24 protein-coding genes and 1 riboswitch are annotated in these 26634 nt (G+C 36.9%); of the genes, 19 read left to right on the top strand and 5 right to left on the bottom strand.

Annotated elements, in window-relative coordinates; all coding sequences use genetic code 11:
• Together ISU02_RS07345 and add are read left to right on the top strand one after the other, a co-directional pair.
• On the top strand, positions 1 to 3206 hold a 3206-nt coding region (locus ISU02_RS07345; RefSeq protein ID WP_194701167.1), incomplete at its 5' end, for an S-layer homology domain-containing protein.
• 54 nt (positions 3207 to 3260) lie between these two features.
• Positions 3261 to 3360, top strand: a riboswitch (purine riboswitch).
• Between the two features lie 303 nt (positions 3361 to 3663).
• On the top strand, positions 3664 to 4662 hold the full coding sequence (gene add, locus ISU02_RS07350) for an adenosine deaminase (protein WP_194701168.1): 999 nt from the start codon (positions 3664 to 3666) through the stop codon (positions 4660 to 4662).
• Here the strand turns inward: add and mnmA are convergent.
• The gene (mnmA, locus tag ISU02_RS07355; protein ID WP_194701169.1) at positions 4643 to 5683 is read right to left on the bottom strand and encodes a tRNA 2-thiouridine(34) synthase MnmA; all 1041 of its coding nucleotides are present in this window, start codon (positions 5681 to 5683) and stop codon (positions 4643 to 4645) included. The two genes, add and mnmA, sit on opposite strands and share 20 nt — an antisense overlap.
• Positions 5684 to 5875: 192 nt before the next feature.
• Here mnmA and ISU02_RS07360 point away from each other — a divergent pair, with 192 nt between their 5' ends.
• The 4 genes from ISU02_RS07360 to ISU02_RS07375 all read left to right on the top strand — a co-directional run bounded on the left by ISU02_RS07360 (position 5876) and on the right by ISU02_RS07375 (position 9415).
• Positions 5876 to 6850: an Abi family protein gene (locus ISU02_RS07360; protein WP_194701170.1), complete on the top strand. Its 975-nt coding sequence runs from the start codon at positions 5876 to 5878 to the stop codon at positions 6848 to 6850.
• A 671-nt stretch (positions 6851 to 7521) separates the two neighbouring features.
• Positions 7522 to 8115: a hypothetical protein gene (locus tag ISU02_RS07365; RefSeq protein WP_207736220.1), complete on the top strand. Its 594-nt coding sequence runs from the start codon at positions 7522 to 7524 to the stop codon at positions 8113 to 8115.
• Between the two features lie 837 nt (positions 8116 to 8952).
• Positions 8953 to 9093 carry a hypothetical protein gene (locus tag ISU02_RS07370; RefSeq protein WP_194701172.1) on the top strand — a complete coding sequence of 47 codons (141 nt, stop codon included), beginning with the start codon at positions 8953 to 8955 and terminating at the stop codon, positions 9091 to 9093.
• A 67-nt stretch (positions 9094 to 9160) separates the two neighbouring features.
• Positions 9161 to 9415: a hypothetical protein gene (locus tag ISU02_RS07375; RefSeq protein ID WP_194701173.1), complete on the top strand. Its 255-nt coding sequence runs from the start codon at positions 9161 to 9163 to the stop codon at positions 9413 to 9415.
• Between the two features lie 273 nt (positions 9416 to 9688).
• Here the strand turns inward: ISU02_RS07375 and ISU02_RS07380 are convergent, their stop codons facing one another.
• Both ISU02_RS07380 and pgsA read right to left on the bottom strand, forming a co-directional pair.
• Positions 9689 to 10567, bottom strand: coding sequence for a DegV family protein (locus ISU02_RS07380; RefSeq protein WP_194701174.1), 879 nt, complete (start codon positions 10565 to 10567; stop codon positions 9689 to 9691).
• An 83-nt stretch (positions 10568 to 10650) separates the two neighbouring features.
• Entirely contained in the window at positions 10651 to 11175 is a 525-nt protein-coding gene (pgsA, locus tag ISU02_RS07385) for a CDP-diacylglycerol--glycerol-3-phosphate 3-phosphatidyltransferase (protein ID WP_194701175.1), read from the bottom strand.
• A 269-nt stretch (positions 11176 to 11444) separates the two neighbouring features.
• Between pgsA and msrB the strand changes: the two genes are divergently transcribed.
• The 9 genes from msrB (at position 11445) to ISU02_RS07430 (ending at position 19545) form a co-directional block, all read left to right on the top strand.
• Positions 11445 to 11894 carry a peptide-methionine (R)-S-oxide reductase MsrB gene (msrB, locus tag ISU02_RS07390; RefSeq protein ID WP_194701449.1) on the top strand — a complete coding sequence of 150 codons (450 nt, stop codon included), beginning with the start codon at positions 11445 to 11447 and terminating at the stop codon, positions 11892 to 11894.
• 142 nt (positions 11895 to 12036) lie between these two features.
• Complete coding sequence (locus tag ISU02_RS07395) at positions 12037 to 12837, top strand: transporter substrate-binding domain-containing protein (RefSeq protein ID WP_194701176.1); 801 nt, start codon at positions 12037 to 12039, stop codon at positions 12835 to 12837.
• Positions 12838 to 12959: 122 nt separating this feature from the next.
• On the top strand, positions 12960 to 13712 hold the full coding sequence (locus tag ISU02_RS07400; RefSeq protein WP_194701177.1) for an amino acid ABC transporter permease: 753 nt from the start codon (positions 12960 to 12962) through the stop codon (positions 13710 to 13712).
• Positions 13709 to 14440, top strand: a complete 732-nt coding sequence (locus ISU02_RS07405; RefSeq protein ID WP_194701178.1) for an amino acid ABC transporter ATP-binding protein — start codon at positions 13709 to 13711, stop codon at positions 14438 to 14440. Before ISU02_RS07400 ends, ISU02_RS07405 begins: the two co-directional genes overlap by 4 nt.
• A gap of 99 nt (positions 14441 to 14539) precedes the next feature.
• Complete coding sequence (locus tag ISU02_RS07410) at positions 14540 to 15283, top strand: transposase (protein ID WP_194701179.1); 744 nt, start codon at positions 14540 to 14542, stop codon at positions 15281 to 15283.
• A gap of 107 nt (positions 15284 to 15390) precedes the next feature.
• A complete protein-coding gene (locus tag ISU02_RS07415) occupies positions 15391 to 16368 on the top strand; it encodes an NAD(P)/FAD-dependent oxidoreductase (RefSeq protein WP_228727753.1) in 978 nt (325 codons plus the stop codon).
• Positions 16369 to 16493: 125 nt separating this feature from the next.
• Positions 16494 to 17141: a protein disulfide oxidoreductase gene (gene pdo, locus ISU02_RS07420; protein WP_194701180.1), complete on the top strand. Its 648-nt coding sequence runs from the start codon at positions 16494 to 16496 to the stop codon at positions 17139 to 17141.
• A 132-nt stretch (positions 17142 to 17273) separates the two neighbouring features.
• Positions 17274 to 18617: an MATE family efflux transporter gene (locus ISU02_RS07425; RefSeq protein WP_194701181.1), complete on the top strand. Its 1344-nt coding sequence runs from the start codon at positions 17274 to 17276 to the stop codon at positions 18615 to 18617.
• Between the two features lie 19 nt (positions 18618 to 18636).
• Positions 18637 to 19545: an alpha/beta hydrolase gene (locus tag ISU02_RS07430; protein ID WP_194701182.1), complete on the top strand. Its 909-nt coding sequence runs from the start codon at positions 18637 to 18639 to the stop codon at positions 19543 to 19545.
• Here the strand turns inward: ISU02_RS07430 and ISU02_RS07435 are convergent.
• Positions 19542 to 20120, bottom strand: coding sequence for a hypothetical protein (locus tag ISU02_RS07435; protein ID WP_194701183.1), 579 nt, complete (start codon positions 20118 to 20120; stop codon positions 19542 to 19544). The genes ISU02_RS07430 and ISU02_RS07435 overlap by 4 nt on opposite strands.
• Positions 20121 to 20310: 190 nt before the next feature.
• On the opposite strand from ISU02_RS07435, the gene ISU02_RS07440 reads away from it, so the two are divergent.
• Positions 20311 to 21222 (top strand): sensor domain-containing diguanylate cyclase, encoded by a 912-nt coding sequence (locus ISU02_RS07440; RefSeq protein WP_207736221.1) that lies wholly within the window; start codon positions 20311 to 20313, stop codon positions 21220 to 21222.
• Positions 21223 to 21241: 19 nt separating this feature from the next.
• On the top strand, positions 21242 to 22321 hold the full coding sequence (locus tag ISU02_RS07445) for a GGDEF domain-containing protein (RefSeq protein ID WP_194701185.1): 1080 nt from the start codon (positions 21242 to 21244) through the stop codon (positions 22319 to 22321).
• Between the two features lie 80 nt (positions 22322 to 22401).
• Here ISU02_RS07445 and ISU02_RS07450 read toward each other — a convergent pair whose 3' ends face one another.
• Positions 22402 to 24447 (bottom strand): sensor domain-containing protein, encoded by a 2046-nt coding sequence (locus tag ISU02_RS07450; RefSeq protein ID WP_194701186.1) that lies wholly within the window; start codon positions 24445 to 24447, stop codon positions 22402 to 22404.
• Positions 24448 to 24583: 136 nt separating this feature from the next.
• Here ISU02_RS07450 and mutY point away from each other — a divergent pair, with 136 nt between their 5' ends.
• Both mutY and ISU02_RS07460 read left to right on the top strand, forming a co-directional pair.
• Positions 24584 to 25666, top strand: a complete 1083-nt coding sequence (gene mutY / locus ISU02_RS07455; protein ID WP_194701187.1) for an A/G-specific adenine glycosylase — start codon at positions 24584 to 24586, stop codon at positions 25664 to 25666.
• A 40-nt stretch (positions 25667 to 25706) separates the two neighbouring features.
• Positions 25707 to 26513: a GNAT family N-acetyltransferase gene (locus ISU02_RS07460; protein ID WP_194701188.1), complete on the top strand. Its 807-nt coding sequence runs from the start codon at positions 25707 to 25709 to the stop codon at positions 26511 to 26513.
• Positions 26514 to 26634 lie beyond the last annotated feature (121 nt).

The following is a 26634-nucleotide window of genomic DNA, read 5'->3' on the forward strand; positions in this document are numbered from 1 at the left end:
ATACAGGTGCAACGCTTTCTCTATATAAGCCTGATAGCACATTGGTATCATCGAGTCCAACTGCAAATGGGGATGGCACATATCGATTTAACGGACTGGCAGGCGGCACATCCTACTATGTTCAGCAAAGTATCAATAATGTCGTCAGTGCAGCCTCAAGTATCGTCACAGTATCGTCACCATCAGCTCCCACAGCAACGGCAGGGCAAGAACTTATTTCGGTAAGCGATTTTACATTGGGAGCAGATTTGAAATTGTATCTGACATCGGGTAGTGCGATTATTGCAACAGCAAATAATATAACGGAATCTATTTACGTCTTTAACGATGTTGTGCCGAATAGCGCTATGTACTATGTAACGCAAACTGTAAATGGTGTGGAAGGCTCAAAATCTACTTTAACGACTTCAACTCTAAGGACGCCAATTGCCACAGCAGGCATTGGTTACGTGGATGTGAGCAATGTGTATACAGGTGCAACGATGACTTTATACACGACTTCAGGTTCTGCGATAGATATCACGCCAACAGCGAATGGAGATGGGACTTATCGCTTCAACGATCTGGCAGGCGGGACATCCTATTATGTTCGTCAAAGCATAAATAATGTCATCAGTACGGCTTCAAGTACTGTCACAGTATCGTCACCATCAGCACCGACAGTAACTGCAGGACTAGAGAGTCTTTCTGTGAGCGATTTTATACCAGGAGCAGACTTGAAATTGTATTTGACATCAGGCAGTGCAATTATTGCAACAGCAAATAATGTAACGAAATCCATCTACGTCTTTAACAATGTTGTTCCTAATAACGCGATGTATTACGTAACGCAAACTGTAAATGGTGTGGAAGGGGCAAAAACAACTTTAACGACTCCAACTCTAAGGACACCAGTTGCCACAGCAGGTATCAGATATGTGGATGTGAGCAATGTGTATACAGGTGCGACATTGACTCTATATTCAAATTCAGACTCAGTGATATCCACCACTCCAATCGAAAATGGAGATGGGACTTATCGGTTTAGCAATTTAACCGATGGTGCGTCACATTATGTTCGACAAGGTATAAATGGTATTCTAAGTGCGGTTTCTAACACCGTTACAGTTGCATCACCTGATGCGCCAGGAGCTCCAACTGTGACCGCGGGTGTGGAAAGTCTAATTGTAAGTGATATTATTTCAGGCGCAAATCTAAAACTTTATACGACATCAGGCAGTGCGATGGTTGCCTCGGTAAATAATATAACAGAGCCCGTTTATACTTTTAATAATGTTGTCCCTAATAGTTCAAAATACTACGTCACCCAAGTCTTTGACGGTGTAGAAGGGACAAAATCGAATGATGTAACGCCAACTTTGAGAACACCAATAATCAACGCAGGTGTTGATTATGTGGATGTAAGCAATGTTTATCCGGGTTCAATTGTAAAAATATATACCACTTCAGGGGCTTCAATTTCCATTACGCCAACATCGAATGGGGATGGCACTTATCGTTTTAATGGATTAATGGCTGGTGTAGCGTATTATGTGGATCAAACTATAAATGGGGTTGTAAGTGCCGTATCTAATATCGTTACGGTGGCAGTACCGCCAACAATACCATCGGCACCAACACATGTGGTAGCTGTGGCAGGGGATGCTCAGGCAACAGTAAGTTTTATGATTCCAAATGACGATGGCGGCAGTCCTATCAGCAGTTATATCGTAACCTCAAGTCCGGGCAATATAAAGGCGACGGGTAATGGGTCACCGATTACAGTGACAGGCCTTACAAATGGAACTCAGTACGTCTTTTCAGTTGTGGCAGTTAATGGTGTAGGTAGTAGCGTTAGTTCTTCAAATTCTAACGCAATCATACCACGCGCGCCTTCAAGTGGTGAAAATGATAAAGATGAGCCTGAGCCTGAAAAAACGCCAGAAACCAACATCCCTGAGACAGATTCTAATGGGGCAGAAGTTATTGTTAACGGTGTTTCAAATTCAACTGGGATACTGAAAGCAACAAATAATGAAAAGGGACAGACTGTATCCACTTTAGTAATTGATACAGAAAGACTCCAAAAAATATTGGACGAACAAGGCAACAAAGCAAAAATTATTTTACCGGTTAAAACGGATTCAGATATAGCTGTGGGCCTCTTAAATGGCCGGATGGTAAAAAACATGGAAGACTTAGAGGCGACTTTAACTGTTGAGACCAATTCTGCGACGTATACGTTGCCTGCATCTGAAATTGATATTGACTTTATTTCAAAACAATTTGGCCAAGAGATTTCACTTGCCGATATTGAAGTGCAAATAGAGATTGCGAAAACCCCTGCAGATGCTGTAAAGGTAGTTGAAAATGCCGCTGTAGCAGGTGAATTTTCAATTATGGTCCCTGCAATGGATTTCAATATAAGATGTACTTATCAGGATAAAACAGTGGATATTTCGAAGTTCAATGAATATATTGAAAGGACGATTGCGATACCAGAAGGCGTTGATCCGACTCGAATTACAACTGGTGTCATTGTTAAAGCAGATGGTACGACCTACCATGTACCAACAAAAGTATTTGAATCTGGTGGCAAATACTATGCCGTTATCAATAGTTTGACGAACAGCACATATACTTTAATATGGCATCCAATTGAATTTGAAGATGCTGTAAGCCACTGGGCAAAAGCGGCGATCAATAACATGGGATCAAGAATGGTTGTAAAAGGGGTTGATAAGACACATTATGCACCAGAAAACGATATTACACGTGCAGAGTTTATGACGATACTCATACAAGCACTTGGTCTTGCACCAGAAGCAGGTAAAAACACCTTTAAAGATGTGAGTTCAGAGGAGTGGTACACGGGCTATATTGAAGCAGCGCATTCATATGGCATCAGCGATATCGATATAGGCACACTCTTTAGACCAAATGATAAGATTACACGTGAGCAAGTAATGGTAATGATTGCAAGAGCCATGAAAAATACAGGATTACAAATAGCTGTAACACTTGAGGATCGTCAGCTATTTGATGCCAAATATACGGATTTAGATGAAGCAACACCGAGTACCCGACCAAGTATTGAAGCCTGTCTCAAAGCTGGAATCATTACAGGTAGAAGTAGCACTACAGTGGCTCCAAAATCCTATATAACAAGAGCTGAAGTTGCTGTTGTCATTGAAAAATTGTTAAAAAAATCTGATTTAATCGAGTAAATTTTATTCAGCATATTTTTACAAAAGAATTGACGTGGGATCGGTTATTTTGTAGAATGTAAAGTAATAAATCGTCGTATAACCCCATTAATACGGTATGGGGGTCTCTACCAAGCACCTTAAACGCTTGATTACGAGGAAGATGCAGTGTGCATTTTCTTCGCAATCAGGCGTTTTCTATATCCTCTTTTGAGTTGTCCATCACTTCTCGAAGTAGGGGTATATTCCACATTTAGTGGCTGTTTAAGGGGCTACTGAATGCAATCCAATCGGATTGTGCAAGGGTTACGTATGGTAGCGAAGCAGACTGAGTATACGTTTTGATTTAAAAACATTGGATATTCAAAATTGAATACGAAATTTAGATATAGTAAAGTTAATTTGATCAAAAATGACATCGACATATGTCATTCGGGTAAATAAGATTTAATATTTCAATAAGAAATGGAGGCGCAAAATGAACGCATTAAAAATACCAAAAGTTGAGTTGCATTGCCACTTAGATGGCAGTTTAAGACCAGAAACAGTATTAGAACTTGCAAGGCTGATGCATATTGAATTACCGGATGAAAGTATTGAAGCAGTGAGAGAATCACTTATTGCACCAAGTGATTGCGATTCACTGGATACTTACTTAAAGCGGTTTGATTTGCCAATAGAAGTGATGCAAACGGAATATGCGCTTGAACGTGTTGCTTATGAGCTCATGGAAGACGCTTCAAAGGAAAATGTGAAGTATATAGAAATTAGGTTTGCACCCCAACAACACATGAAGAAAGGACTCGACCATAAGACCATTATTGAAAGTGTTGTCAAAGGGGTTAAGAGAGCGGAACAAGCGTTTGAAATCAAAGGCAATGTGATCTTATCTTATCTGAGACACAGTGATGTACAGGGGATTTATGATATGATCGATGCAGGTCAATCTCTTCTTGGAGATGGCGTTGTTGCTGTGGATTTGTGTGCAGGAGAGCATGACCTATTTGCAAGTCGATTTAAAGAGGCATTTTCATATGCGAGAGAACTCGGCTATCGTGTGACGATACATGCTGGTGAGACTGGAATCGCACAAAATATGACGGAATCTATTCTATTACTAGGTGCAGAGCGTATCGGTCATGGGGTCGCCATGATGAACGATGCTGAGGCATACGAATGTGTAAAGTCAAATAATGTGATTTTGGAATGTTGTCCAACAAGTAATTTGCAGACAAAAGCCATCTTAGATATAAAGGCACATCCCATTGCGCAATTTTACGAAGATGGCATATTGGTAACGCTTAACACGGATAACAGAACCGTATCGGAGACAGACATGACACATGAGTTCCAAATTGTGCACACTGCTTTTGACTACGACACCGCATTTGATATTCAAATCTATAAAAACAGCGTTAAAGGTGCCTTTGCAGATGATGCTACTAAAGCATGGTTACTCACTCTACTTGAGTCATAATACCACCGCCGATTAAGAGCGAGTCTTGATAACAGACCATGGCTTGTCCACATGAGGGTGCCCTTACTGGGGACTCAACAGTAATCTCAGCGGAACCGTTTGCATGGGGTATCAAAATGCCCTCATAAACAGCAGACCATTGGCTGACGATAACCTGTACTTTCAAGGGAAAAGTATGATATGAATTCACAAGATTAAAGGACTTAGCAGTGAGTTTGTATTTCAGCAAATCACTTTCTTCACCCAAGACCACTTCATTGGATTCGGGTAATATATCTATGACCACAAACTTGCCAGAGAGTTCTTTAGCAAGTTTTCTTTTTTGTCCCAGTGTATAACTGGCGATACCCTGGTGATAACCTAAGAAATTGCCAGACTTATCCACAAAGCATCCACGATTCATGGCGCTGCTGCCCTGTTCTTTGAGAAATCGTGTATGTTCTTTATGTGAGATAAAACAGATGCCTAAACTGTCTTTCTTTTGAGCTGTTTTGATGTGTACTTTCTCAAAGAGCTGACGCACGGTTTCTTTTGAAGAGATATTTCCAAGTGGAAAGTAGAGTCTGGAAAGGGTCTCTTGTGTCAGATGATAGAGGTTATAAGACTGATCCTTCCTAGCATTAACCGCACGATGAAGTTCAAATTCCTTTTGAATTTCATTATAGTGAACTCTGACATAATGTCCCGTTGAAAATGCCTCAGCACCGAGTTTGATGGCATCTTCTATGAGTCTGCCGTATTTAAAAATACGATTGCAGTGAAGACAGGGATTTGGCGTGTGTCCTTTTTCATAAGTCTCAATGAAGTTACCGATAATCACTTCTTCAAAATCTTTTCTATAGTCCATGATGTGATGCTCAATACCAAGAGCCTCACAAACGCGTTTTGCATTTTCAATTTCTTCAAGTTGATGTTCAAAGAGGTACATGGTCACCCCAATAACCTCGTGATTTTGTGTCTTCAATAGGAGTGCAGTGGTACTGCTATCAATGCCACCACTCATGCCTACAGCAATTTTCATGTGAAGCCTACCTTTTTAATGTAATTATATTTCAATTTTTAACGTTCCAATAGACATTATAACGTATCAAGGCCAAAAATGCTTTCAAATGTTACTCTTTTATACCCATAAGAGGCTTATTTTATGTAAATATTAAAATAATTAATTTCAATATTTTGTAAATTTGTTATAATAGCATTGGAGGTACTTAATATGTCGAAAATTATTGGAACAAATAAACTTATGAAACATCTTAGAACCAAGCATAATATCAGAATAGTGGGTTCTTCTCATAAGCAAAAACTCCGTACCTTTGGTTATTATCACGGTTATAAAGGATATCGCTTCATAAGGACTTCAACCAATAAAATTCCATTTTCAAGTTTTGATGAAATAATAGCATTCAATCAATTTGATTTAGAGTTAAAAACGTTATTTTATCCATCAATTATGTTTATCGAAACTGCATTAAAAAATTATGTACTTGAAGAACTTTTAAAAAATGCTAAATCAAGTAGTTTTGAATCCATTTATGATGATAATTTAACTTGCTATAAAGCATTTTCTGCAACTGATCCTAAATATAGAAAAGAATTTCAAAAGAAATTAAGATTGAGAAATCAGATATACAATGTGCTTTCACGAGAATATAGTAATGAAAGAAAAATAGTAAAACATTATTATCATTCCAATAAAACAATTCCAATTTGGGCTATCTTTGAATCCATCAGTATGGGTGAATTTGGAACATTTACTTCTTGCTTGGATTCAAAAATAAAAAAATCATTATCTTCATCGATTGGTTTTAATCAATCATGTGATACAGATAATCGACTTACAGAAAAAATAATTTTTCAACTTAAAGACCTTCGTAATGCAATTGCACATAATGATGTCATATTTGATACTCGTTTTAAAAATAGCAATGCGAGCAATGAATTGAAAAAATGTTTGATGCTTGACACAGGTATAAATAATATTACCTTTAATACTCTTACAGATTACTTTATCTTGGTTGTATACTTACAGAAACTATTGAAAGTTTCTAAGACGGAACTTAATCGTTCTATAAATCAATTTGATCTTCTTCTAAATACATTTAGAACAAAAGTGCCTATCAATGTTTTCCACAAAATTTTTGAAACCAATTCTCGTAATAAAATAATTGCATTGAAAAGCTTTGTATAAAATATTGATTAACTTGTTAATCTGGTGTAAAATAACATTAGGAAATGCGGTGAATGTCTTCGGACTACACCTAAAAGAACTGGATGCGTCTGGTTCTTTTTTATTTTTTGTGTAATCAAAATATATCAATTGTGTTGCAATTAAATCAGTAGATGCACTTACTCACGATACCCCCCACATATAACTTACGCAGGTTCTTCCGCAGGCATGAGGACTGGGAACCGAAGTGAGTTATTGGTGGGGGTTTTGTGTTTAAACGTTCAAGCTGTTGTTTCAAGTCAATTTAATTTTTAACGTTCCAATAGACATTATAACGCACCAAGGACAAAAATGCTTTGAAATTTAGTGTGAAGATAAGCTCTTTTGATAGAATAATGATCATGAAAATGTGTTTTAAAGTGAACGGGAAATTAAAATTTGATTAGAAAAAAATGAAAATACTTCCTATAAAGTGTATAAAGCGGTAATGTTAAGTTGGATCTGCGCAGATTACATAATAAGTGGCCTTGAATGAGAAGGCTTTGGTTAAAATCCTTTTTGAACGAGACGCAATCTAAAACGCCTCCTACCGTGCTTTATGGTGTAGTTACTTCTTAAGATACTTGTAAAAAGATGGTGCAAAGGCGATATTAGATTCTATTTTTAGTTCTGATACTATCGACGTATTTAATGTGATGAGAGTAAATCCTGGTACTATTGTTTATGGCGGAATTAGTGCAACTTTTAATCAAATGGATGTTGCCGATTATGGGATAATAGGAAGTTCAACAAATTCATACAGTTATGCAAGTGGTCAAAATATATATCTAAAGACTGAAGGGGATTCTGGGTTTATTCAGAATAATACAGGATGGGCATATGTTGGTAAGGCGTTTATTTATAGCGGTAGTACTCGTAATGCTTCTGTGTATGTAAAGGGAAACTATAAAGGGATGCTTGAAACATCACAAGGTTCACTGGGGGCACTGCCGGGAAGTACATCATCAGCAATTTCAATAGTAGCATCTGTTTATGATATGGAAACAGGAGCGAGAGCCGCTCAGAGGACGATTTTATCTAGAAATATTTCAGGTATGTTTGATGCTGAGTATCCTACTGGAAATTACTATGATGAATTATCGGTATATTTACAAAATGGACACGCATATAAAATTGTACTTGAAGCCACTGCAGAGTCAAAAGCATTTGGGGTAACCAAGTCAAAAGTTGATTTTAAATTTTTCGATAGATCAATAAAAATGACAGAGTGTGGTGTTGTATTCTAATACTAATTGATTATTAAAAAAGTATTCAACATGATAAGAAAAGTAGGAGGAGAAAAGTGTTAAAAAAAGTAACTCAAAATTTGGTGATTTCATTTATTTTGCTCTTTATTTTTTCGATTGTAAACTTTGTTATATTTTTTAGTACACCTAATTTCGAGATGAGGGATGCGATAGATTTATATAAAGACAGTTTTTTTGATTTTAAGAACTTCGTGATTTTTTTGTCCCTTATTTTTTTCAATATTAGTGTATTGCGTATTTTGGTAGATTATTTTAGAAAGAAAGCTTAAAAAGCACTTAATATAATGAATGTCCGAATTTGCGATGGGAACAAGAACATAAAAAGAGACTATTCTCTAGTGTGGTTTAAAAACAATACTAGGATTGAGATTGATGTGAAAAAATAAATAGGAAGAACAAATGATGATACGGTAGAAATGAATGGGCATCAATTGGTGTTACCAGAAGAAGTATGTTATTTTAAAGGGAAGTCATTAATTTAAGCACTATATTCACGATAACCCCCCCACAATATAGATTACGTAGGTTCTTCCACAGGCACGAGGACTGGGAACTGAAGTATGTTATATGTGGGGGGGTTGTGTTTTAACGTTCCAATAGACATTATAAGACATCAAAGTCAAAAATGCTTTCAAATTTAGTGTAAAGATAAGCTCTTTCGATAGAATAGTGATCATGAAAATGTGTTTTTGAAGTGAACGAGAAATTAAAGTCTAATTAGAAAAAAATGAAAATACTTCCTAAAAAGAATATAAAATGGTAATGTTGAGTTGGATCTGCGCAGATTACATATATAACTACGAAGAGAATAATTAAATGAAAAAAGTAAGTCTGATTTTAGTAATTGCAATATTAGTTTTGGGTTATACCCATACAGAATCTGGAACAACTCTAGTTACAACGAATGCAATTACAGTTGTAATGGATATATATTTGAATGCTTTTTTGTCGGTATAGTGTAATTTTAAAATTCATTATACCGACTGAATTTTATTTCGAATTACCAAATGTTAGGAGTGTAAAAATGATTAAAAGATTTTTGAGATTTAATACTTATTCGGGAACGCTATTTATCATTGTGATACTGGTTATTTTCATGAGATTATATGGAACAACTTTGACAGTAACAGAAAGTAATTGGTTGGGAATGCACACTCAATGGGCGACTATTTTACTTAATTTACATAGTTTTTATTTTAAATTTATCGAGCCTTTTTTTGTCATCGTTTTAGTTCGCGCTCTTCAAATATATTTAGAAGATAAAAAAATAGCACGATGAATTTGAATTAAAATAATAGATCAAGATATAAAATGACAGCAAAGTGATTCGTATCAGCATCTGATATGTATCAGATTTATAAGTGAAATCACTGTCATCGATTGGTGTTACCAGATGAAATATATGATTTCAGAAATAAGTAAGCTAATTAAGCACTGTATTCATGCTAAAACCCCCACATATAACATACGTAGGTTCTTCCGCAGGCACGAGGACTGGGAACCGAAGTAATTTATATTGTGGGGGGTTATGTTTTAGTCATAAAGCGGGTTGTTAATCTTCTCTCTGATCACCCAAAAAAGCCACCGCAATCATATTGGGGCCAACATGAGAAGCAATCGTCATAGAGAGTTCTGAGATGATGATCTCGCATGGATTGATCTGCTCTTTGATCATATCTCTAAGAAGTGCCGCGTCTTCAGGACAATTTCCATGTCCTAAAAGGACAGTACCATTTTCACGGTCCATCAAATGGGTTTCAATTTTAGAGACTAAGAATGACATGGATTTTTTTCGACCACGCACATTGCCATAAGATTTTAATTTACCCTCATGGTCCACAATTAAAGTAGGTTTGACGTTTAATACATTGCCGACCATTGCAGACGCAGGCGAAATACGGCCTCCGCTTTTGAGATAGTTCAAGTCATCTACACCAAACCAATGGTTGAAGTTCATGCGATTATGTTCAACCCATTGTTTGAGTTCATCAATGGTGTGACCTTCTTTTAGACGTTTGAGAACTTCCACCACAATAGCACCTTGGCCGATTGAAGCAGAAAGTGTGTCCACAAGTTCGATTTTAGCATCGGGATAATCTTCTAAAACTAAGGATTTGGCCACACACGAGCTGTTGTATGTACCGCTTAATCCGGATGAAAATCCAATATATAATAGTTCATGACCCAATTCTATATTTCTTTTAAAGGCTTCCTCAAAACGATAAGCGTTTATCTGTGAAGTTGTTGGCATGAAGCCATTTCTTAAATAGTTATAAAAAGTGTTGTGATCAAGTGTTTGTCCAAGATCGTCTATATAATCAACACCGTTTATATGCACTGGCATACCGAGGATCTCTAGTATATCTTGATGCGCCCCAATATAGTGAAGTGGTAAGTCACAGCAAGAATCAGTGATAATTTTTACACTCATAGTTTACCCTCCTAGTTCATATACTATTTTAATGTAAATTGGGAGGATATTCAACATAAGACATTTGATATTTTGCTAATTAATCAAATTTTAATCTTAGCCGTATTTTTATAGATTAGGATGTAGGAAATAATAGCAATAATCTTGAGCAACATTGAAAAATAAATGCCATAGCGCAGGAATGGTTGTTGAGGGAACCAAAGTAAAAGCAATATAAAAGAACTGAAAGATACTGTGGCAATTTTCCCATAAATGTTGGAGGGGATTGCCTTTTTTTCATGCCTAAAATAGAGAATAGTGCTTCCAATGACTAATGAAAACTCTTTGAGATACATCAGTGCAGGCACCCAAATGGGCAGCACATTTTTCATGGCCATACAAGTTAAGACAGACAAGAGCATAAGTTTATCCGCCAGTGGATCGAGAAGTGTTCCAATGGTGGTGATGAGATGATATTTTCGGGCAATATAGCCATCTAGAAGATCGGTAAGTCCCGCTATGATAAAGACTGTAAGCGCAATTGCATTATGATCTTGTAAATAAGTGAATATAAAAATAGGGACCAATAGAATTCTAAAAACAGTTAATAAATTGGGTACATGACGCATTTTATCACCTCCATATACTCTCTATACCCCAAGTTTATATGATATATAGTAGTAAAAAAGCTTCATTTTTGATATCCGTGGCGATGAAGGGGAGAAAAGAGAAGTAAATTGCACAGAAGTTGTTAAATTTCTTAAATATCTTATTTCCAGCGTTAGATTTAACATTTATTAGGGTATAGATATTCTAGATTAATATTGGAGGGCAATTTATGAAAACACCATTGAAGCAACTTCTTGACGAACAATCCAAGTCTTTAAATAGAACGCAAATGACTGAGCAAGAGAAAAGAGAAGCTTTAAAAGGGCTAAGTGAGACTGTAATACAAATTACACAGTTTAAAGCCACAGAACGACCTTTTCACAATGCGTATTGGGATCATGAAGAGGAGGGCATTTACGTGGATGTCATTTCGGGAAAACCCCTTTTTTCATCGAAGGATAAATTTGATGCGGGATGCGGATGGCCCAGTTTTACAAAGCCGATTGAAGATGAAGCCGTGATTTATGAACTGGATGAAAGTCATTTTATGAAACGTGTGGAAGTGAAGAGTCAGTTTGCAGATATACACCTTGGTCACGTCTTTGATGATGGCATTGAGCCCACTGGACTTCGATATTGCATTAATTCTGCTTCGATTAAATTTATCCCAAAATCTCAAATGGCTGCTCTGGGTTATGAGGCGTATCTGGATTTGTTTCAAACAGAAGATGAAAAGTAATACAAGTGGTTGGAAATAAAGAGAATAGATCGAATGCATTGAGAGTATTTGAAAAAATGTGATGAGATGATTCCAACCGGAGTCTCTAAAAGTATCTGTAACAGAATTCTAAAGAGGAATTGAATAAAAAAGGAGGTTATTTATGAAAAAAATATTAGCAATTGTACTCATATTTGTTTTCGTTTTATCGGGGTGTGCGTCTAAAGCAACTGAGGCGACACCAGAAAACAAAGTGCTGAAAGTCGGTATGGAACTCAAATACCCGCCATTTGAAACCAAAGATGCCGATGGCAACCCGGATGGTGCATCTGTAATGCTTGCAAAGGCATTGGGTGAATATCTTAATAGAGAAGTAGAAATAGTAGATACGGCGTATCCAAGCCTGATTCCTGCACTTGAGCAAGGGGATATTGACATCATCATTTCATCCATGACCATCACTGAAGAGAGGGAAAAAGTAGTTGATTTTTCAGAACCTTACACCAACAGTCAACTGATGATGCTAGTCTACAAAGATTCAAAAGTTCAGTCTGCAGATGATTTGAACTCCAGTGATGTGACAATTGCGTCTAAAACAGGTACAATCGGTGCGCTTTGGGCTGCAGCAAATGCGCCTAACGCTAAAATACTCAACATTGACGAAGAAGCCAGTGCTGTACTTGAAGTGGCACAAGGCAATGCAGACGTCTTTATTTATGATCCCCTTTCAATCATTAGGCATCATGAGAACTACATGGAGACCACACGTACGATTCTAGAACCGCTACCGAATACTAAAGGGTGGGGGATTGCCATGAAAAAAGGTGAAAATGAACTTAGAAACCAAATTAACGAATTCATAAAAAAAGCCAAAACAGATGGCACGTATGATAAAATTAGAGAGACTTATCTAAAAGAGAAAATGCAGGAATTTGAACAGTACAATCTAGAGTTTTTCTTCTAAACGATTTCAAAAAGAGGATTGCAGAATCAAAGCAAAAAATAAAGTGCAAAGAGCTTAAAAGAGATGGACTTCACTAAAAGAAGCAACTCTTTTAAGCTTTAATTTTAAAAACGAGGTACGACATGAACTTACTCAGAAAAGCATTCAATTTTTTTTCAGCATTATTACTCTATATTTTATTTTTTTACTTTGTCATGGTGAGATCATTGGATAAAGGCGTGGATTACGCTGTTTATTATGAATATCGAAAAGTTATTTTTAATGGATGGCTAACGACAATTTCCATTAGCCTGATGGCACTTATTTTGGCGCTCCTAGTTGGACTTATTTTGTATTGGATGAGCATATCGCATTTTGGCGTCTTAAGATATCTCCAAGAAATACACAAGATGATAATCTTTGGAACACCTTTAGTGGTTATCGCCATTGTGGCGTATTACTATATTGGACATGCCTTTAATATCAGGTCCAAGTTCTGGGTTGGTGTCATCACGCTTGCACTTTACATTGGGGCTTATATAGCAGATATCTATAAGGGGGCTGTTGAATCCATTCATATCAATCAATGGCAAACAGCTAAGATGTTTGGATTTACGAAGGTACAAACCTATAGATACGTCGTATTCCCACAAGTTTTAATGACGATTTTACCACCACTTGCAGGACAGTTTGCGCTTACGATAAAAGGAAGTGCCTTACTCTCGTATATGTCTACAGATGAATTTTTAAACACCATTAAAACAGTACAAGCGGCAAGTTTTAGGTACTCAGAAGGTTTTATTATCGTCACATTGGGATATCTGTTGTTGACGATACCGTTAATTTTACTGGTCAGATATTTAGAAAAACGTATGAACTATAAGGTGGCAAAATGAATTTAGAGTTGAAACACTTAACTAAGAAATATCAAGATAAAACGGTTTTAGATGATATCACTTTAAAACTGGAAAACATACAGATTTTAGCGCTATTAGGTGCATCGGGTAGTGGTAAATCCACTTTGCTGAGGCTAATTGCAGGCCTTGAACCCTTCCAAGGTGGTGATATTATCGTCAATAATAATGCCATGAGGACTTCACCCTTGGATCAATTCAGAAAAAATGTAGGCTTTGTCTTTCAGGATCATAATCTATTTTCACATCTTTCAATTATGGAGAATATTTTGTTGGTGCTTGAAAAAGTGCATAAAAGGAAAAGAGCAGATGTCATTAAACCGGTTTCAGAATTGCTTGAAAGATTTGGACTGATCGAACACGCGCATAAATTGCCACATCAAATCAGTGGTGGACAATCCCAGAGGGCATCTATCGTAAGAGCTCTTGCCATCCAACCCGAGTTGATACTACTTGATGAACCCACATCGTCACTAGATCCTGTGTTAACGTATGAAGTGCTCAGCGCCATTAAGCAATTGGCGGAAGATCAAAAGGATTTTATCATTGTGACACATGAAATTGGGTTTGCAAAGAGTGTGGCAGACTATATCGTATTCATGGAAAATGGTAAAATCGTGGAGCATGGCTATCGCTCCATATTGGATCAACCTCAAAGTGCGGAGCTTAAACGATTTTTGGACAAAGTACTCACTTTCATCCCCACTTAAATTCAATTGTAAATAAAATATGAATTATAGGGGACGGTACTTGAATTTTGATTTGAATATGGTAAACTAAAACCATAAAAGAGATTGAGTGGTGATGATATGGCACGAAAAGCGAGGGATGCCGAGGTGTATGGGTTATATCATATTTATCAATTAGGCAATCAAAATAGAAAGCTTTTTGAATCCCATGCAGATCGACAGAAATTTTTAGAAATATTGAGTAAGGCGAGAAAACGATTTGGTTTTAAACTCTATGCCTATTGTATCAAAACCTCAGATCAATATCATTTGATTGTGGATACCAATGGCAGTGATTTATCAAAGGTGATGAAATCGATTAACATTGCTTATGCCATGTATGCTAAGTGCGATGGAAAACTCTTTAGAGATCGTTATAAAAGCGAGGTCATAGAGACACCAGAAGCTTTAAACAGGATTATGGAAGCACTTCACAAAGAAACGCCTAATAATGAGTACAACAGTTATTGTGTTTATGAAAGCCAAATGGATGCCAATTTGTTAATCGACATCGAACCCTTATCCGTCCTCACAGATGAGCAGGTTGACATTGAAGATGCGATTTCAGTCTGTAATCGCAACAGAAATCAAGAGAAACAGCCCTGTGAGAACTGCATAAAAGATTTTGATGAAGCACAAAATGCACTTTTGCAAAAAGCTTCCAATGAAGGGTATGCCTTAACGGAAGTTTTTAGTGATAAAGCAATTCGAAACCAATATATTCATTATTTTAGGAAACACAGCTTATTGTCGTTAAAGGAACTGGGGCAGTTGTTTGATGGTTTAACCGAATCGACAGTTTGTAAAATATTGAGTCAGAAATAAATTTTTAGATATGGATTGCATGGCAGAGTCATGCAATTAAAAATAAACTGATATTCAAGAACCGTCCCTGAGACGTCATCAGATTATATGAACAAAGGAGAATACCCATGATGGATTTTAATTTGAATTTGAATTTTGGAAGTCAAAAGAAAAGTGACTCCGTTCAATCGGATAAACTATATGATTTACTGATTATAGGGTCTGGACCAGCAGGCTTAAATGCGGCACTTTATGCAAAGCGAAAAGGGCTTGAAGTTGCAATCCTATCCACAAAAATGGGTGGTCAAGTACTTGATACTTCATCGGTTGAGAACTATTTAGGCATTCAAGGCGCCTCAGGTGAGGATTTAGTGCATGAATTTATCGCACATGTGAATACTTTAAAGGTCCCTATTATCAAGGATGAAAATGTTAAACACATTGAAAAAAAAGAAGTTCAATTTCAATTGACCTTGGGCAATGGCACTGTATATAAATCAAAAGCTGTGATTGTTGCCACAGGCAGTAAGCCGAGAGAACTTGGCGTAAAAGGTGAAGATGAATACAAAGGTCGTGGCGTTGCATATTGTGCGATTTGTGATGGACCGTTATTCGAAGGTCGGGATGTCATCATAGCCGGCGGCGGGAATTCCGCTGTTGAAGCTGCAATTGATCTCTCCAAAATCGCAAAAACAGTTACTGTGGTGCATCGAAGTCAGTTTAGAGCAGATCAAATTGTCATCGATAAACTTAATTTAGCTGAGAATGTCAAGATTCATCTTGAAACTCAAATTACAGAAGTTGTGGGTGAAAATTTAGTGACAGGCGTCAATGTCATAGATAAGAAGACAAAGGAAACCTTTTTTATACCTGCGGAAGGCGTGTTTGTTGAAATAGGTTATTTGCCGAACAATGAGCTCGTAAAAGATCTTGTTGACTTGAACGACAAAGGTGAGGTAATCGTCAATGCGAAAAATGAAACCAGTCTGGCAGGTCTCTATGCTGCAGGAGATATAACAGATACCCCTTATAAGCAAATCATTGTGGCGGCAAGTGAAGGGGCAAAAGCAGCCTTGTCAGCCAATGACTATATAAATCATTTATAACTAGAAAGAGTGAATTTTGGCAATATAGGGGTAAGTAATATCCAATCAACACTTTAACTATAGATTTAAATAAATAGAAACTCAATTATATGAATGCACAGAGCATGTGCAATAAGGAGGAAAACATGGCATTATTAAATGAACAATTAAGAGCACAATTAAGTGAAGTTTTTTCTGCAATGAAAAAAGATGTGACTTTGGCAGTATTCACCAAAGAGGGTGAATGCAATACTTGTACTGAAACCGTAGCTTTTATGGAAGAAATTGAGTCGTTAAATGACAAGATTCACTTGAAAAAATTTGATCTAAATGTAGATGCAGAAAAAGCAAAAGCATTTGAAGTTACTATGGTACCAAGTATTGTTCTTTTAGATGATCAAGAAGCTTATTTGGGCATTAAATTTAATGGTATTCCTGCTGGACATGAAATCAACTCTTTTATACCAGGTATTTTAGAAGTTGCAGGTGCAGGTGAAGCGTTGCCAGAGGCACTGTTATCTGAGCTCACAGCACTTACAAAGCCTGTAAACATTAAGGTGTTTGTCACTCTAAGTTGTCCTCACTGCGCAGGCGCTGTCCAAAAAGCGCATAAACTTGCACTTGAAAGTCCAGTTATCACAGCTGAAATGGTGGAGGCACAAACTTTTGGCGAGTTGTCGAATAAATTTAATGTTTCAAGTGTCCCTAAAATTGTGATCAATGATCAATATGAGTTTGTGGGCAACCAACCACTGGATGTTTTTTTAGAAGAAATCAGAAAGACACAATCATAAAGAGAAAGCATTTATTTCAGCATTGCTCTTTAGAGGTGAATAAAATCGTAATTAGGGGAAATACCAGTTGAGGTGTTTCCTTTTTTTATGCTATGATTAATGGAACATGAAATTTATATTTTGGAGGTACATGTGGAGAAGAATAAAATGGGCTATATGCCTATACCTAAATTAATATTGACGATGTCTCTACCGGCGATCTTTTCCATGATGACACAAGCGCTTTACAATATTGTGGACAGTATTTTTGTGGCGCAGATTGGTGAAGCGGCGATAACTGCATTATCGTTGGCATTCCCCGTACAACTTGTTATTGTTGCATGCTTTGTGGGGATGGGGGTAGGGATCAATTCACTGATTTCCAGAAGTCTTGGGTCAAAAAATTATGAACAAGCTGCATTGGCGGCAGAACATGGCTTCTTTATAGCCAGTATATTGTATGGATTTGTGGCTTTAATGGGTGTTTTAGTCATGCCGTCATTTGTGAGGATGTTCACAGATGATCCCATCATTATAGAGTATACGATTCAATATCTTGAAATTATCATGGTCTTTGCGTTCGGCCGAATATTTGCACAAGCTGGTGTTAGCATTTTACAAGGCTCTGGAGAGATGGTTATTCCGATGTTTTCACAATTAATTGGCGCAATAGGAAATATTATTTTAGATCCAATTATGATCTTCGGCCTTTTTGGATTTCCAGCTCTTGGCGTAAAGGGTGCAGCAATTGCCACGATCACCGCGCAGATTATATCCATGATCTTTGTACTATTGATGGTCTTCAAGTTCAAACGCGTGTTGGCATTTAAACCTCTTTCATTTAGAATCAATCACAACATCCTAAAAAAAATCTTGGTGGTGGGTCTACCGGCTGCCATTATGCAAGCAGTGGGCTCCGTAATGCTCACAGGATTAAATTTAATATTGGCAAGTTTTACAACGACTGCGGTTGCAGTACTTGGTATCTACTATAGACTTCAATCCTTTATATTTCTACCTATATTTGGACTTTCTCAGGGCATGATGCCCATTATTGGTTTTAACTATGGGGCAAAATCAAGAGATCGATTATTAAAGGCACTTAAAATGGGCATGGTCATGGCCATTATTTATATGACATTGGGTTTTATTGTATTTCAAATATTTCCAAGGCAACTCATATTGTGGTTTAAGGGGACAGATGAATTGCTTCAAATTGGTATAAGAGCATTTAGAATTATAAGCTTAGGATATCCGTTGGCGGCAGTATCCATTGTTTTGAGTACAGCCTTCCAAGGTATGGGGCAGGCGCATCTTAGTATGATGGTTTCAATTTTCAGACAGATCGTTTTACTATTGCCATCGGCGTGGCTTTTAGGGCACTTTGGATCATTGGAAATGGTCTGGTTTGCCTTTATCATTTCAGAGATTGGCGGCGTTATCATGGTGGTGTCCTTTTTTTATAAGCTGTACCGTAGCAAAATAGAACCACTTTAACCAAAGGGAGAACAGAAAGATGTATTATTTAATATTGGGCATTGCAGTGATTGTCCTCTCAGGATACAGTGTTGCAGAATACTTTAATAAAAAAATAATCTATCCGCGCAATTGGCAGTACGAAGAAACCCTAAAAAAAGAAATCGAGGATGGCAGAATTTCAGAAGGTTACTTTGAGTCTCTTTTCAAAGTACCTTTTGAAATTAGATCAGAATATGGCTATGTCATTAGAGGCTATTGGATTCAAGGACACGAAGCTACAGCCTCAAAAACGATTATCATATGTCATGGCATTACGAACAATCTCATAAGATCGCTTAAGTATTTAGAACCCTTTATTTCCAGAGGGTATAATGCGGTGATCTATGATCATAAAAATCATGGCAAGAGCGGCGGTCAATACACCTCATTTGGTGTGGAAGAAAAAAGTGATCTCAAACGGATTGTGGATTATGTCGTCAAGAGGACAGGTGAGGCGAGTATCATTGGTACACATGGTGAATCCATGGGTGCAGCCATAGCGCTTCAACATGTGGGCATAGATGAAAGGATTTCATTTGTCATAGCGGATTGCTCTTATAAAGACGCGAAATCAGAATTTGCCTACAGACTGCGTGTGGAAAATCATCTGCCGGCATTTCCAATATTAACACTAGCTTCTGCATTGAATAAGATAAAAAGAGGATTTTCATATGATGAAATAGCACCGATTGAGGCTATTAAGGACGTTCAAAAACCAATTTTGTTCATTCACGGGTTATCTGATGATTACATTCCCTATAGTCACTCGAAAGAGATGTATGACCTAAAAAGAGGCGCAAAGGCACTTTATCTAGTACCAGAAGCAAGACATGCCATGTCTATTGCAGTAGACAGAAGTGAATATTTAAATCAAATTAATCATTTCTTGGATCAATACGGTTTCTAAAACTCAAAAGAAGACTGATCGATTGAAATGCCTTCTCTAAGGCCGTCGATAAAACCTTCGTACAGAATGCTCTTGTTATCAATCTCAAATAAATCTATCGTTTGCACTAAACCGGGTACTTTATCAAAAGTGACGATCCCATGTTTTTTGAGCATGGCATAGACAAATTGAGAGCAAAAGTAATGATAATTTCTATCCAAAGGTCTGTTGAGTAAAATACCAAAGAGGCCTAAAAAATTGTACCTATATAAATGCTTATTGGTCACAAAACGCTCCACATCTTTTAGTAGGCCATCATATTGGAGTTTAGTGACATTGACTTCAAATATGAGACATTCACTTTTACCATATTTTTTAAAGACGCCATCATATATGTTTTCGCGTACAAATCCACCAGAAAAAGGGTTGTTGGGATTTGAGCGGCCAAATGAGTACATAGAGGTAAAAGAAGCATCAAAACTGATAGAGGTATGAACATATTTAGTTGCTGAGAAGTATTTTAGCGTACGTGCCAACCATGTACCTGTTTTGGTAAACACAATATAGATTTTCTTTTGATTTTCTGTTAAATTCATATGATCTCCCTGAATCGCATATATGTTTATGCAAAATTATAAAGTTATTATATACATAATTCATATGACTATTATAATACATCAAATGCACAAAGGATACTTAAAGATTTATTTCTGTATAAAAATGTTATTTTTATTTAATAGAATGGGTATATATGGTACGGAAGATCAGAAGAGAGAAGGTGAGCAAATGTTAGACGATTTAAATTATAAAAAGATTTTAGATCAGCTATTTGATGGGGTTTACATTGTGGATAAGGAAAAACGCATCATATATTGGAATGAAGGCGCCAAGCGCATTTCAGGCTTTAAAAGCGAAGAAGTTATCGGCAGGTATTGTCATGATAATATCCTCAACCATGTGGACGAATATGGCATTAATCTTTGTCTCAACGGTTGCCCATTACATCAGACGCTTAGTGATGGGAGCAAACTCGAACTCAATGTTTATCTTCAACATAAAAGAGGGCACAGAATTCCTGTTAAAATTAGAAGCTTTCCTGTCTATGAAGCGGATGAAATTGTTGCATCTGTTGAAGTTTTCACAGAGAGCTTTGATCATAATAAAAAACCAAACGCTGCTTTTATGATGGACAGCAATATTTTGAAAGAAGTCCTAACAGATCCACTCACAAATTTGCCAAACAGGCGGATGATTGATCACTATTTAAATTCCAAGATGGAAGACTACAGGGCGCTTGGAATTCCTTTCGGCATTGTCATGATTGACATTGACAGTTTTGAAGAATTTAATAATACTTATGGTGAAGATTTATGTGACCAAGTGATACAAATGTTGGGCAGAACATACAGTAAGGCCTTTAGAATAGCTGATCTCGTTGGAAGATGGCGAGAGGATGAATTTATATTTGTATTTACGGGCATTAAAAGTGGGGCACTTAAAATGCTTGCCGAAAGAATTCGGATGATTTCCGAAAACTCTTCTCTACGCGGAGAAACTTTTAAGGATATTGAAGTAACAGTGTCTGTTGGGGCGACATTGGTACATCAGGATGATACAGCGCTTAAAATGACCACAAGGTGTTATGAACGCGTTAAGAAGAGTAAGGCAAAGGGTGGCAATAATATCACCATGAAATAAAGATAAGTTGGGGTAGGTTATGACGGACTTTAATAGGTATCTTTTGCAAGAAGGCAAGCATGATTCCAAAAAAAAACTTGCGTTGATTTTTATTCTTGTGAGCATGTTTTTTTGCTTTGCATATACAATCGTTTTCATGCTGTTGGGGGCAATAGTGCCAGCTGTGATCCAATTGGTTACTGGAGGATTGTTTGTTTTAGCGTATTTTTTATTGAAATCTGAGTGGGAAGTCAGTGCAAAAGTTTTGGCAATAGTATCTAGTTTTCTGGTGACGAGTATTCAGTCGATTCTTTTTTTTGGGAATGCTTATGGATTTCAGTTTATGATTATTGGACACATAGTCGTTGTGGTGATGATTTTTAACTATAACCGAAAATACGCAAATAGTCTGTTGATTGCTTATTTATTGCTTTCAATGAGTACTTTTATCTACATTGAGAATTTGGAGTTTGGGATCTATGAAAATTTAGTGTCGACGAATTTGGAAAAATGGTTTTATAATACGGCTGCTGGCGGGACAATTATTGCATTGATTATAATTATGTATTTTTTTTCTAAGGAAATCGATCAGGCTAAAGAAGACCTTTTCGTAATGACTTTGACAGACGAACTCACCAACTTATACAATCGCAGAATTTTCATGGAATATGGGAATAAACTCTTTGAATCCAATTTAGAGGCTCAATTCACATTATTGCTGATTGATATTGATCATTTTAAAGTCATCAATGACACTTATGGACATAAAAGTGGAGATGAGGCATTAAAGCAACTGTCATCTATCTTTAAAGAGCAGATGAGAATGTATGATTTGGTCGCAAGATATGGTGGTGAAGAATTCGCAATAATATTGCCAAGGACGGATCGCAAATCGGGTGAGCAAATTGCAAATCGAATTCTGAGGGCAGTGGCAAATAAGCCCATAAGAATTGGCGTTGATCAAGAGATTCATATAACAGTCAGCATTGGCATGTCGGATCGGTCCATACCTCATAAGGATTTTTCAAGTATGATTTCTAAAGCTGATGAGGCTTTGTATCACGCTAAAAATCAAGGGAGAAATCAGGTTGTCCTCCATCCTAAAACAGAGTTTGCTTGAAATGAGCAAAGGGAGATTTCAAAATCTGCTAGGATTTTGAGATCTCTCTTAATTTTGAGACCTCCCTTATATGTTGTGGATTAATCCTCAAGGTAGATGCGTTCAAAATCGGATTTGCTCACTGGACGGCTAAAGAGGTACCCCTGTGCAAAATCACAATTAAATTTTTTTAGAATTTCCATGTGCTCTAGTTTCTCGACGCCCTCTGCAATGACTTTTAGGCCTATCCGATGCGCCATGTAGATGATCGATTCTGTTATGGCACCTGTCTTATCATCTTGACCAAGCGAATAGACGAAGGATTTGTCTAATTTTAGATAGTCAATCGGCAGTTTCTTGAGATAACTCAATGACGAATAGTTGGTTCCGAAGTCATCCAGAGCAACTTCAAAATGGAGCGCTCTTAGGGCTTCTAATTTGGCAATAGTTGTGATACTATCATCAATCGCAACATTTTCAGTAATTTCAAAGACGATTTTTTTGGGTGCAATATCATAAGCAGCAAAAATTTCGTCAATATGATTTAAAAAGGCTGAACTCAGTATCTGAACACCAGATAGATTGATCGATACTTTACCATAATTCAATTTTCTTTCTTCCCATTCTTGTATATGACGGCAAACTTCTTTGATTACCCAATCGCCGAGTTCTATAATAAAGCCCGTTTTTTCTGCAATGCCAATAAAACGGTCTGGAGGAATTATGCCTTTATCAGGACTATTCCATCTGAGGAGTGCTTCTGATCCAATCATTTCATTGGTGTTCATATTGAATTGTGGCTGATAATACAGCTCAAATTCTCCTGCTGTAAGTGCGTTCTTCAGGTTGCTTTGAAGTTCTACATATTCAAGAATTTCGTCGTGAAGCAAGTCTCTAAAAACAGTGGTTTGATTTTTACCATTATTTTTTGAAGCGTACATGGCGGTGTCAGCTTTTCGAAATAGGGTCTCGAAAGTATCGCCATGATCTGGCGTATAAGAAATACCTATGCTACAAGAGAGATGAAACTCTCTTCCAATGAGAGTCCATGGGGTCCTAATAATTTTGAGGATTTGTTCAGATAATTCGATCAAGGTATCTTCATGATCAAAATCTATTATAATAAATCCAAATTCATCTCCGCTAATTCGGGAAAGCATGTAATAGTGAAGCTTTAAATCATGAAATTTGGAAGCCATTTGTTTTAGAAGCAAGTCACCTTGATTGTGTCCCACCAGATCATTGATCATTTTAAAATTATCGATATCTAAGTAGATCAGCCCAACTTGGTGTTTTTGAGCAATCAAATTGTTGACGACCTCATCTAATCTTGCACGGTTGGGCAGACCTGTAATGTGATCATAATAGGCAAGGTATTCTATTTTATCTTGAGTTTTCTTGGCGTCGGTAATATCTTTTATGGCGCCAACCATCTTAATGGCGTTGCCTTCGCTATCCCAAATGGCCTTACCAGTGTTTTGTACCCAGATGTAGCCATTGGATTGGGTTTTCAAGCGAAACTGTGTATCGTATAGGGTCATGTTTTGATCTAAATAGGCATAAATTTGATTGAGAACAGTATTTTTTTCATTTGGATGTAATATTTTTTCGAATTCCTCCATTGTAAAATGAGGTGTTTCAAGAACTTCATAACCTAAAATCTCAAAGAATTTATTGGAGACAATAAAGATACCGGATTTAATATCCCAATCCCAAATGCCATCGTTTACACCTTCAAGCAGAAGTTGATAACGCTCTTTGCTTGCCTTGAGTTCGTATTCTCGGGTTTTAAGTTCCAGTATGTTATCGGAAAGGGTTGTTTTAGCCTTCTGCAGGGACTTAAATTGCAAGTCCAATCTGCGGGTGAGGTCATAATCTGTTTTGATGCGCTTATAAATAAGGCTAAACAGCAAAAATGCAGTGACCATAATATAAAGCCACCCCTTATAAAGACTTATCCTATAAAATTGATCTGCACTTGAGCTCACAAAAAGTAGAATTTTATCAGACAATAAAATCCATAGCACGCCAAAAATAGTGTAAGTAATCGTGATTTTAAGTGATGCCCACAATGGAGATGATGCAGAGGGCATCCATTTGTTTTCAAAAAAATGAAATTTTTTTGGAGATTGTCGATTTTGGGACATTTTGACCTCTTTTCGAAATTAATACTCAAAATATATGGATTATATACCCGATTGAAGAATTAAAAATCAAAGGTATTTTATAGATGGGTGTTGTCATTTGTATCATAACAGATTAGACTAAGGTTGAGGAGTAAAAATGGATAAAAAATTATTGATATGGTATCAAGAACATAAACGGGAAATGCCTTGGAGAGAGACACACGATCCCTATTGCATTTGGCTTTCAGAGATTATGCTTCAGCAGACTCAAGTGGTTACAGTAATTGATTACTATAATCGCTTTATTAAAAGATTTCATGATGTTAAAAGTTTGGCTGAGGCAGAGGAACAGGAAGTTCTAAAGTATTGGGAAGGTCTTGGGTATTACAGCAGAGCTAGAAACTTGCATAAATGTGCTCAAGCAATTGTTTCTATTCACGGAGGCCAATTTCCTAGAGATTATAAACAATTATTAAAATTACCTGGAATTGGACCCTATACGGCAGGGGCTATTTTAAGCATTGCTTTCAATGAAAAGGTACCTGCTGTAGATGGAAATGTCATGCGGGTTTATTCTAGATATTTTGAGCTGTCATGTGATATTTCGGATTCCAAGAGCCGAACAATTTTTGAATCCAAGGTAATTGAGACAATGCCAGAGGATGCAAGACACTTCAATCAAGCCATTATGGAGCTTGGCGCAACGATATGTACACCTAAAATGCCCAAATGCGATGTCTGTCCAATTGCATCCAATTGTCTGGCCCGATCCACTAATTCTCAATTGACTTATCCCATCAAAACTCAAAAAATAAAGAAGAGACATGAAAAGGTCTCTGTATTTTTGTTTGTGAATCAAGGGCGAGTGATGATTGAAAAGAGAAATGATGCTTTGCTGCTCAAAGGCCTTTGGGGATTTCCAACGCATCATGTTGCAATGTCTCAAAAAGAAGACGATTTGACATCAGAAGTTTTATCAAATGAGGCGATGATGAATTGGATTCATGCGAACTATGATTTTAGAGGTCATATTGTAACAAGAGTACCTGCAAAAAAACATGTCTTTACGCATTTAGTGTGGCATATGACGTTAATTGTAGTCCAAATAGAATCGCCTAGAGCAATCGATTACCCTGAGATAAAATGGGTAGAACCTTCTAGTCTTGAAGCATTTCCATTGCCAACAGCATTCAAGAAAAATCTGTCCACTGAAATGCTAGAAGCATTATTTCGATTATAGTGCTTAAACTTGCATAAGTCTTAACCTTAAGGAAGTAGATATGATTCGTAAAATGGAACTTGAAAGTGATTATGAGAACGTTAGAGAAATGGTCTATAAGATGCCTGCCCAAAATTATTTTATATGCATGGCATTTGAGATGTCGATTTCACCTTTTAGAGAGATTATGCTCTGTGAGGATAACCATCATACATTGACTATGGTCCTGTTTTATAGAAAGTCTGGCAATTTACAGATTGCCATCCATCCTGATTATAATTTTGATCATGAATGTGGCCAAGCTGTTTTAAAAGAATTAAAAGCGCATTTGAATCATTTCACTTATCAAAAACTGATTATCTCAAAAAGTATTTTTAAAAAAATTGAGGCAGGCGTTCCTCATGAGCAAATAGAAAAGCAGGCGGAAATTCATCATCTCATCATGAGTCATCCCTATGAAATGAATCTTGCTTTTGAGAGCACATACAGATTTAGAAAGCTGCAATGTGAAGATCTAGATGAAGTTGAATCACTGTATAGAATGGTTTTTAACGGATTTGCAAGTAAAGATTATATGAAACAAAAAATCAAATCAGGTCGTGGCATGGGTTATGGTGTTTGGAAAGATCAAAAACTGGTAAGCGCCGCACAAACGGATTTTGAAAATAGAATTCTTGTAGGTGTTGCAACGCATCCTGCATATCAGCACTTGGGCTTGTCTAGAAAATGCGTTCAAATTTTGCTCAATGCCATTTATACGAATCAAAAAGAAATATATTTACAAGTGGAAAATCCAATAGCGATTAGATTCTATAAAACACTGGGATTTAATGTCGTTGATCTCACACTTTATGTGACTAATTTCTGAGAATTTGGGTATAAATATTGTGGCGTTAATTATAATTAGAGTATCTGAATTCAGTTTAGCATAAACCTTCCACACGATGCTGAAGCGTGTACTTCCCATAAATGATATCATCGGGAGAGGG

Source organism: Fusibacter ferrireducens, from assembly GCF_015352425.1.
Lineage (GTDB): Bacteria > Bacillota > Clostridia > Peptostreptococcales > Acidaminobacteraceae > Fusibacter_A > Fusibacter_A ferrireducens.

What these genes read in the sequence shown, in the direction of transcription:
- add (WP_194701168.1), top strand. Translation starts at nt 3,664, where the DNA reads ATGAACGCATTAAAAATACCAAAAGTTGAGTTGCATTGCCACTTAGAT.
- mnmA (WP_194701169.1), bottom strand. Translation starts at nt 5,683, where the DNA reads ATGAAAATTGCTGTAGGCATGAGTGGTGGCATTGATAGCAGTACCACT.
- ISU02_RS07360 (WP_194701170.1), top strand. Translation starts at nt 5,876, where the DNA reads ATGTCGAAAATTATTGGAACAAATAAACTTATGAAACATCTTAGAACC.
- ISU02_RS07370 (WP_194701172.1), top strand. Translation starts at nt 8,953, where the DNA reads ATGAAAAAAGTAAGTCTGATTTTAGTAATTGCAATATTAGTTTTGGGT.
- ISU02_RS07375 (WP_194701173.1), top strand. Translation starts at nt 9,161, where the DNA reads ATGATTAAAAGATTTTTGAGATTTAATACTTATTCGGGAACGCTATTT.
- ISU02_RS07380 (WP_194701174.1), bottom strand. Translation starts at nt 10,567, where the DNA reads ATGAGTGTAAAAATTATCACTGATTCTTGCTGTGACTTACCACTTCAC.
- pgsA (WP_194701175.1), bottom strand. Translation starts at nt 11,175, where the DNA reads ATGCGTCATGTACCCAATTTATTAACTGTTTTTAGAATTCTATTGGTC.
- msrB (WP_194701449.1), top strand. Translation starts at nt 11,445, where the DNA reads ATGACTGAGCAAGAGAAAAGAGAAGCTTTAAAAGGGCTAAGTGAGACT.
- ISU02_RS07395 (WP_194701176.1), top strand. Translation starts at nt 12,037, where the DNA reads ATGAAAAAAATATTAGCAATTGTACTCATATTTGTTTTCGTTTTATCG.
- ISU02_RS07400 (WP_194701177.1), top strand. Translation starts at nt 12,960, where the DNA reads ATGAACTTACTCAGAAAAGCATTCAATTTTTTTTCAGCATTATTACTC.
- ISU02_RS07405 (WP_194701178.1), top strand. Translation starts at nt 13,709, where the DNA reads ATGAATTTAGAGTTGAAACACTTAACTAAGAAATATCAAGATAAAACG.
- ISU02_RS07410 (WP_194701179.1), top strand. Translation starts at nt 14,540, where the DNA reads ATGGCACGAAAAGCGAGGGATGCCGAGGTGTATGGGTTATATCATATT.
- ISU02_RS07415 (WP_228727753.1), top strand. Translation starts at nt 15,391, where the DNA reads ATGATGGATTTTAATTTGAATTTGAATTTTGGAAGTCAAAAGAAAAGT.
- pdo (WP_194701180.1), top strand. Translation starts at nt 16,494, where the DNA reads ATGGCATTATTAAATGAACAATTAAGAGCACAATTAAGTGAAGTTTTT.
- ISU02_RS07430 (WP_194701182.1), top strand. Translation starts at nt 18,637, where the DNA reads ATGTATTATTTAATATTGGGCATTGCAGTGATTGTCCTCTCAGGATAC.
- ISU02_RS07435 (WP_194701183.1), bottom strand. Translation starts at nt 20,120, where the DNA reads ATGAATTTAACAGAAAATCAAAAGAAAATCTATATTGTGTTTACCAAA.
- ISU02_RS07440 (WP_207736221.1), top strand. Translation starts at nt 20,311, where the DNA reads ATGTTAGACGATTTAAATTATAAAAAGATTTTAGATCAGCTATTTGAT.
- ISU02_RS07445 (WP_194701185.1), top strand. Translation starts at nt 21,242, where the DNA reads ATGACGGACTTTAATAGGTATCTTTTGCAAGAAGGCAAGCATGATTCC.
- ISU02_RS07450 (WP_194701186.1), bottom strand. Translation starts at nt 24,447, where the DNA reads ATGTCCCAAAATCGACAATCTCCAAAAAAATTTCATTTTTTTGAAAAC.
- mutY (WP_194701187.1), top strand. Translation starts at nt 24,584, where the DNA reads ATGGATAAAAAATTATTGATATGGTATCAAGAACATAAACGGGAAATG.
- ISU02_RS07460 (WP_194701188.1), top strand. Translation starts at nt 25,707, where the DNA reads ATGATTCGTAAAATGGAACTTGAAAGTGATTATGAGAACGTTAGAGAA.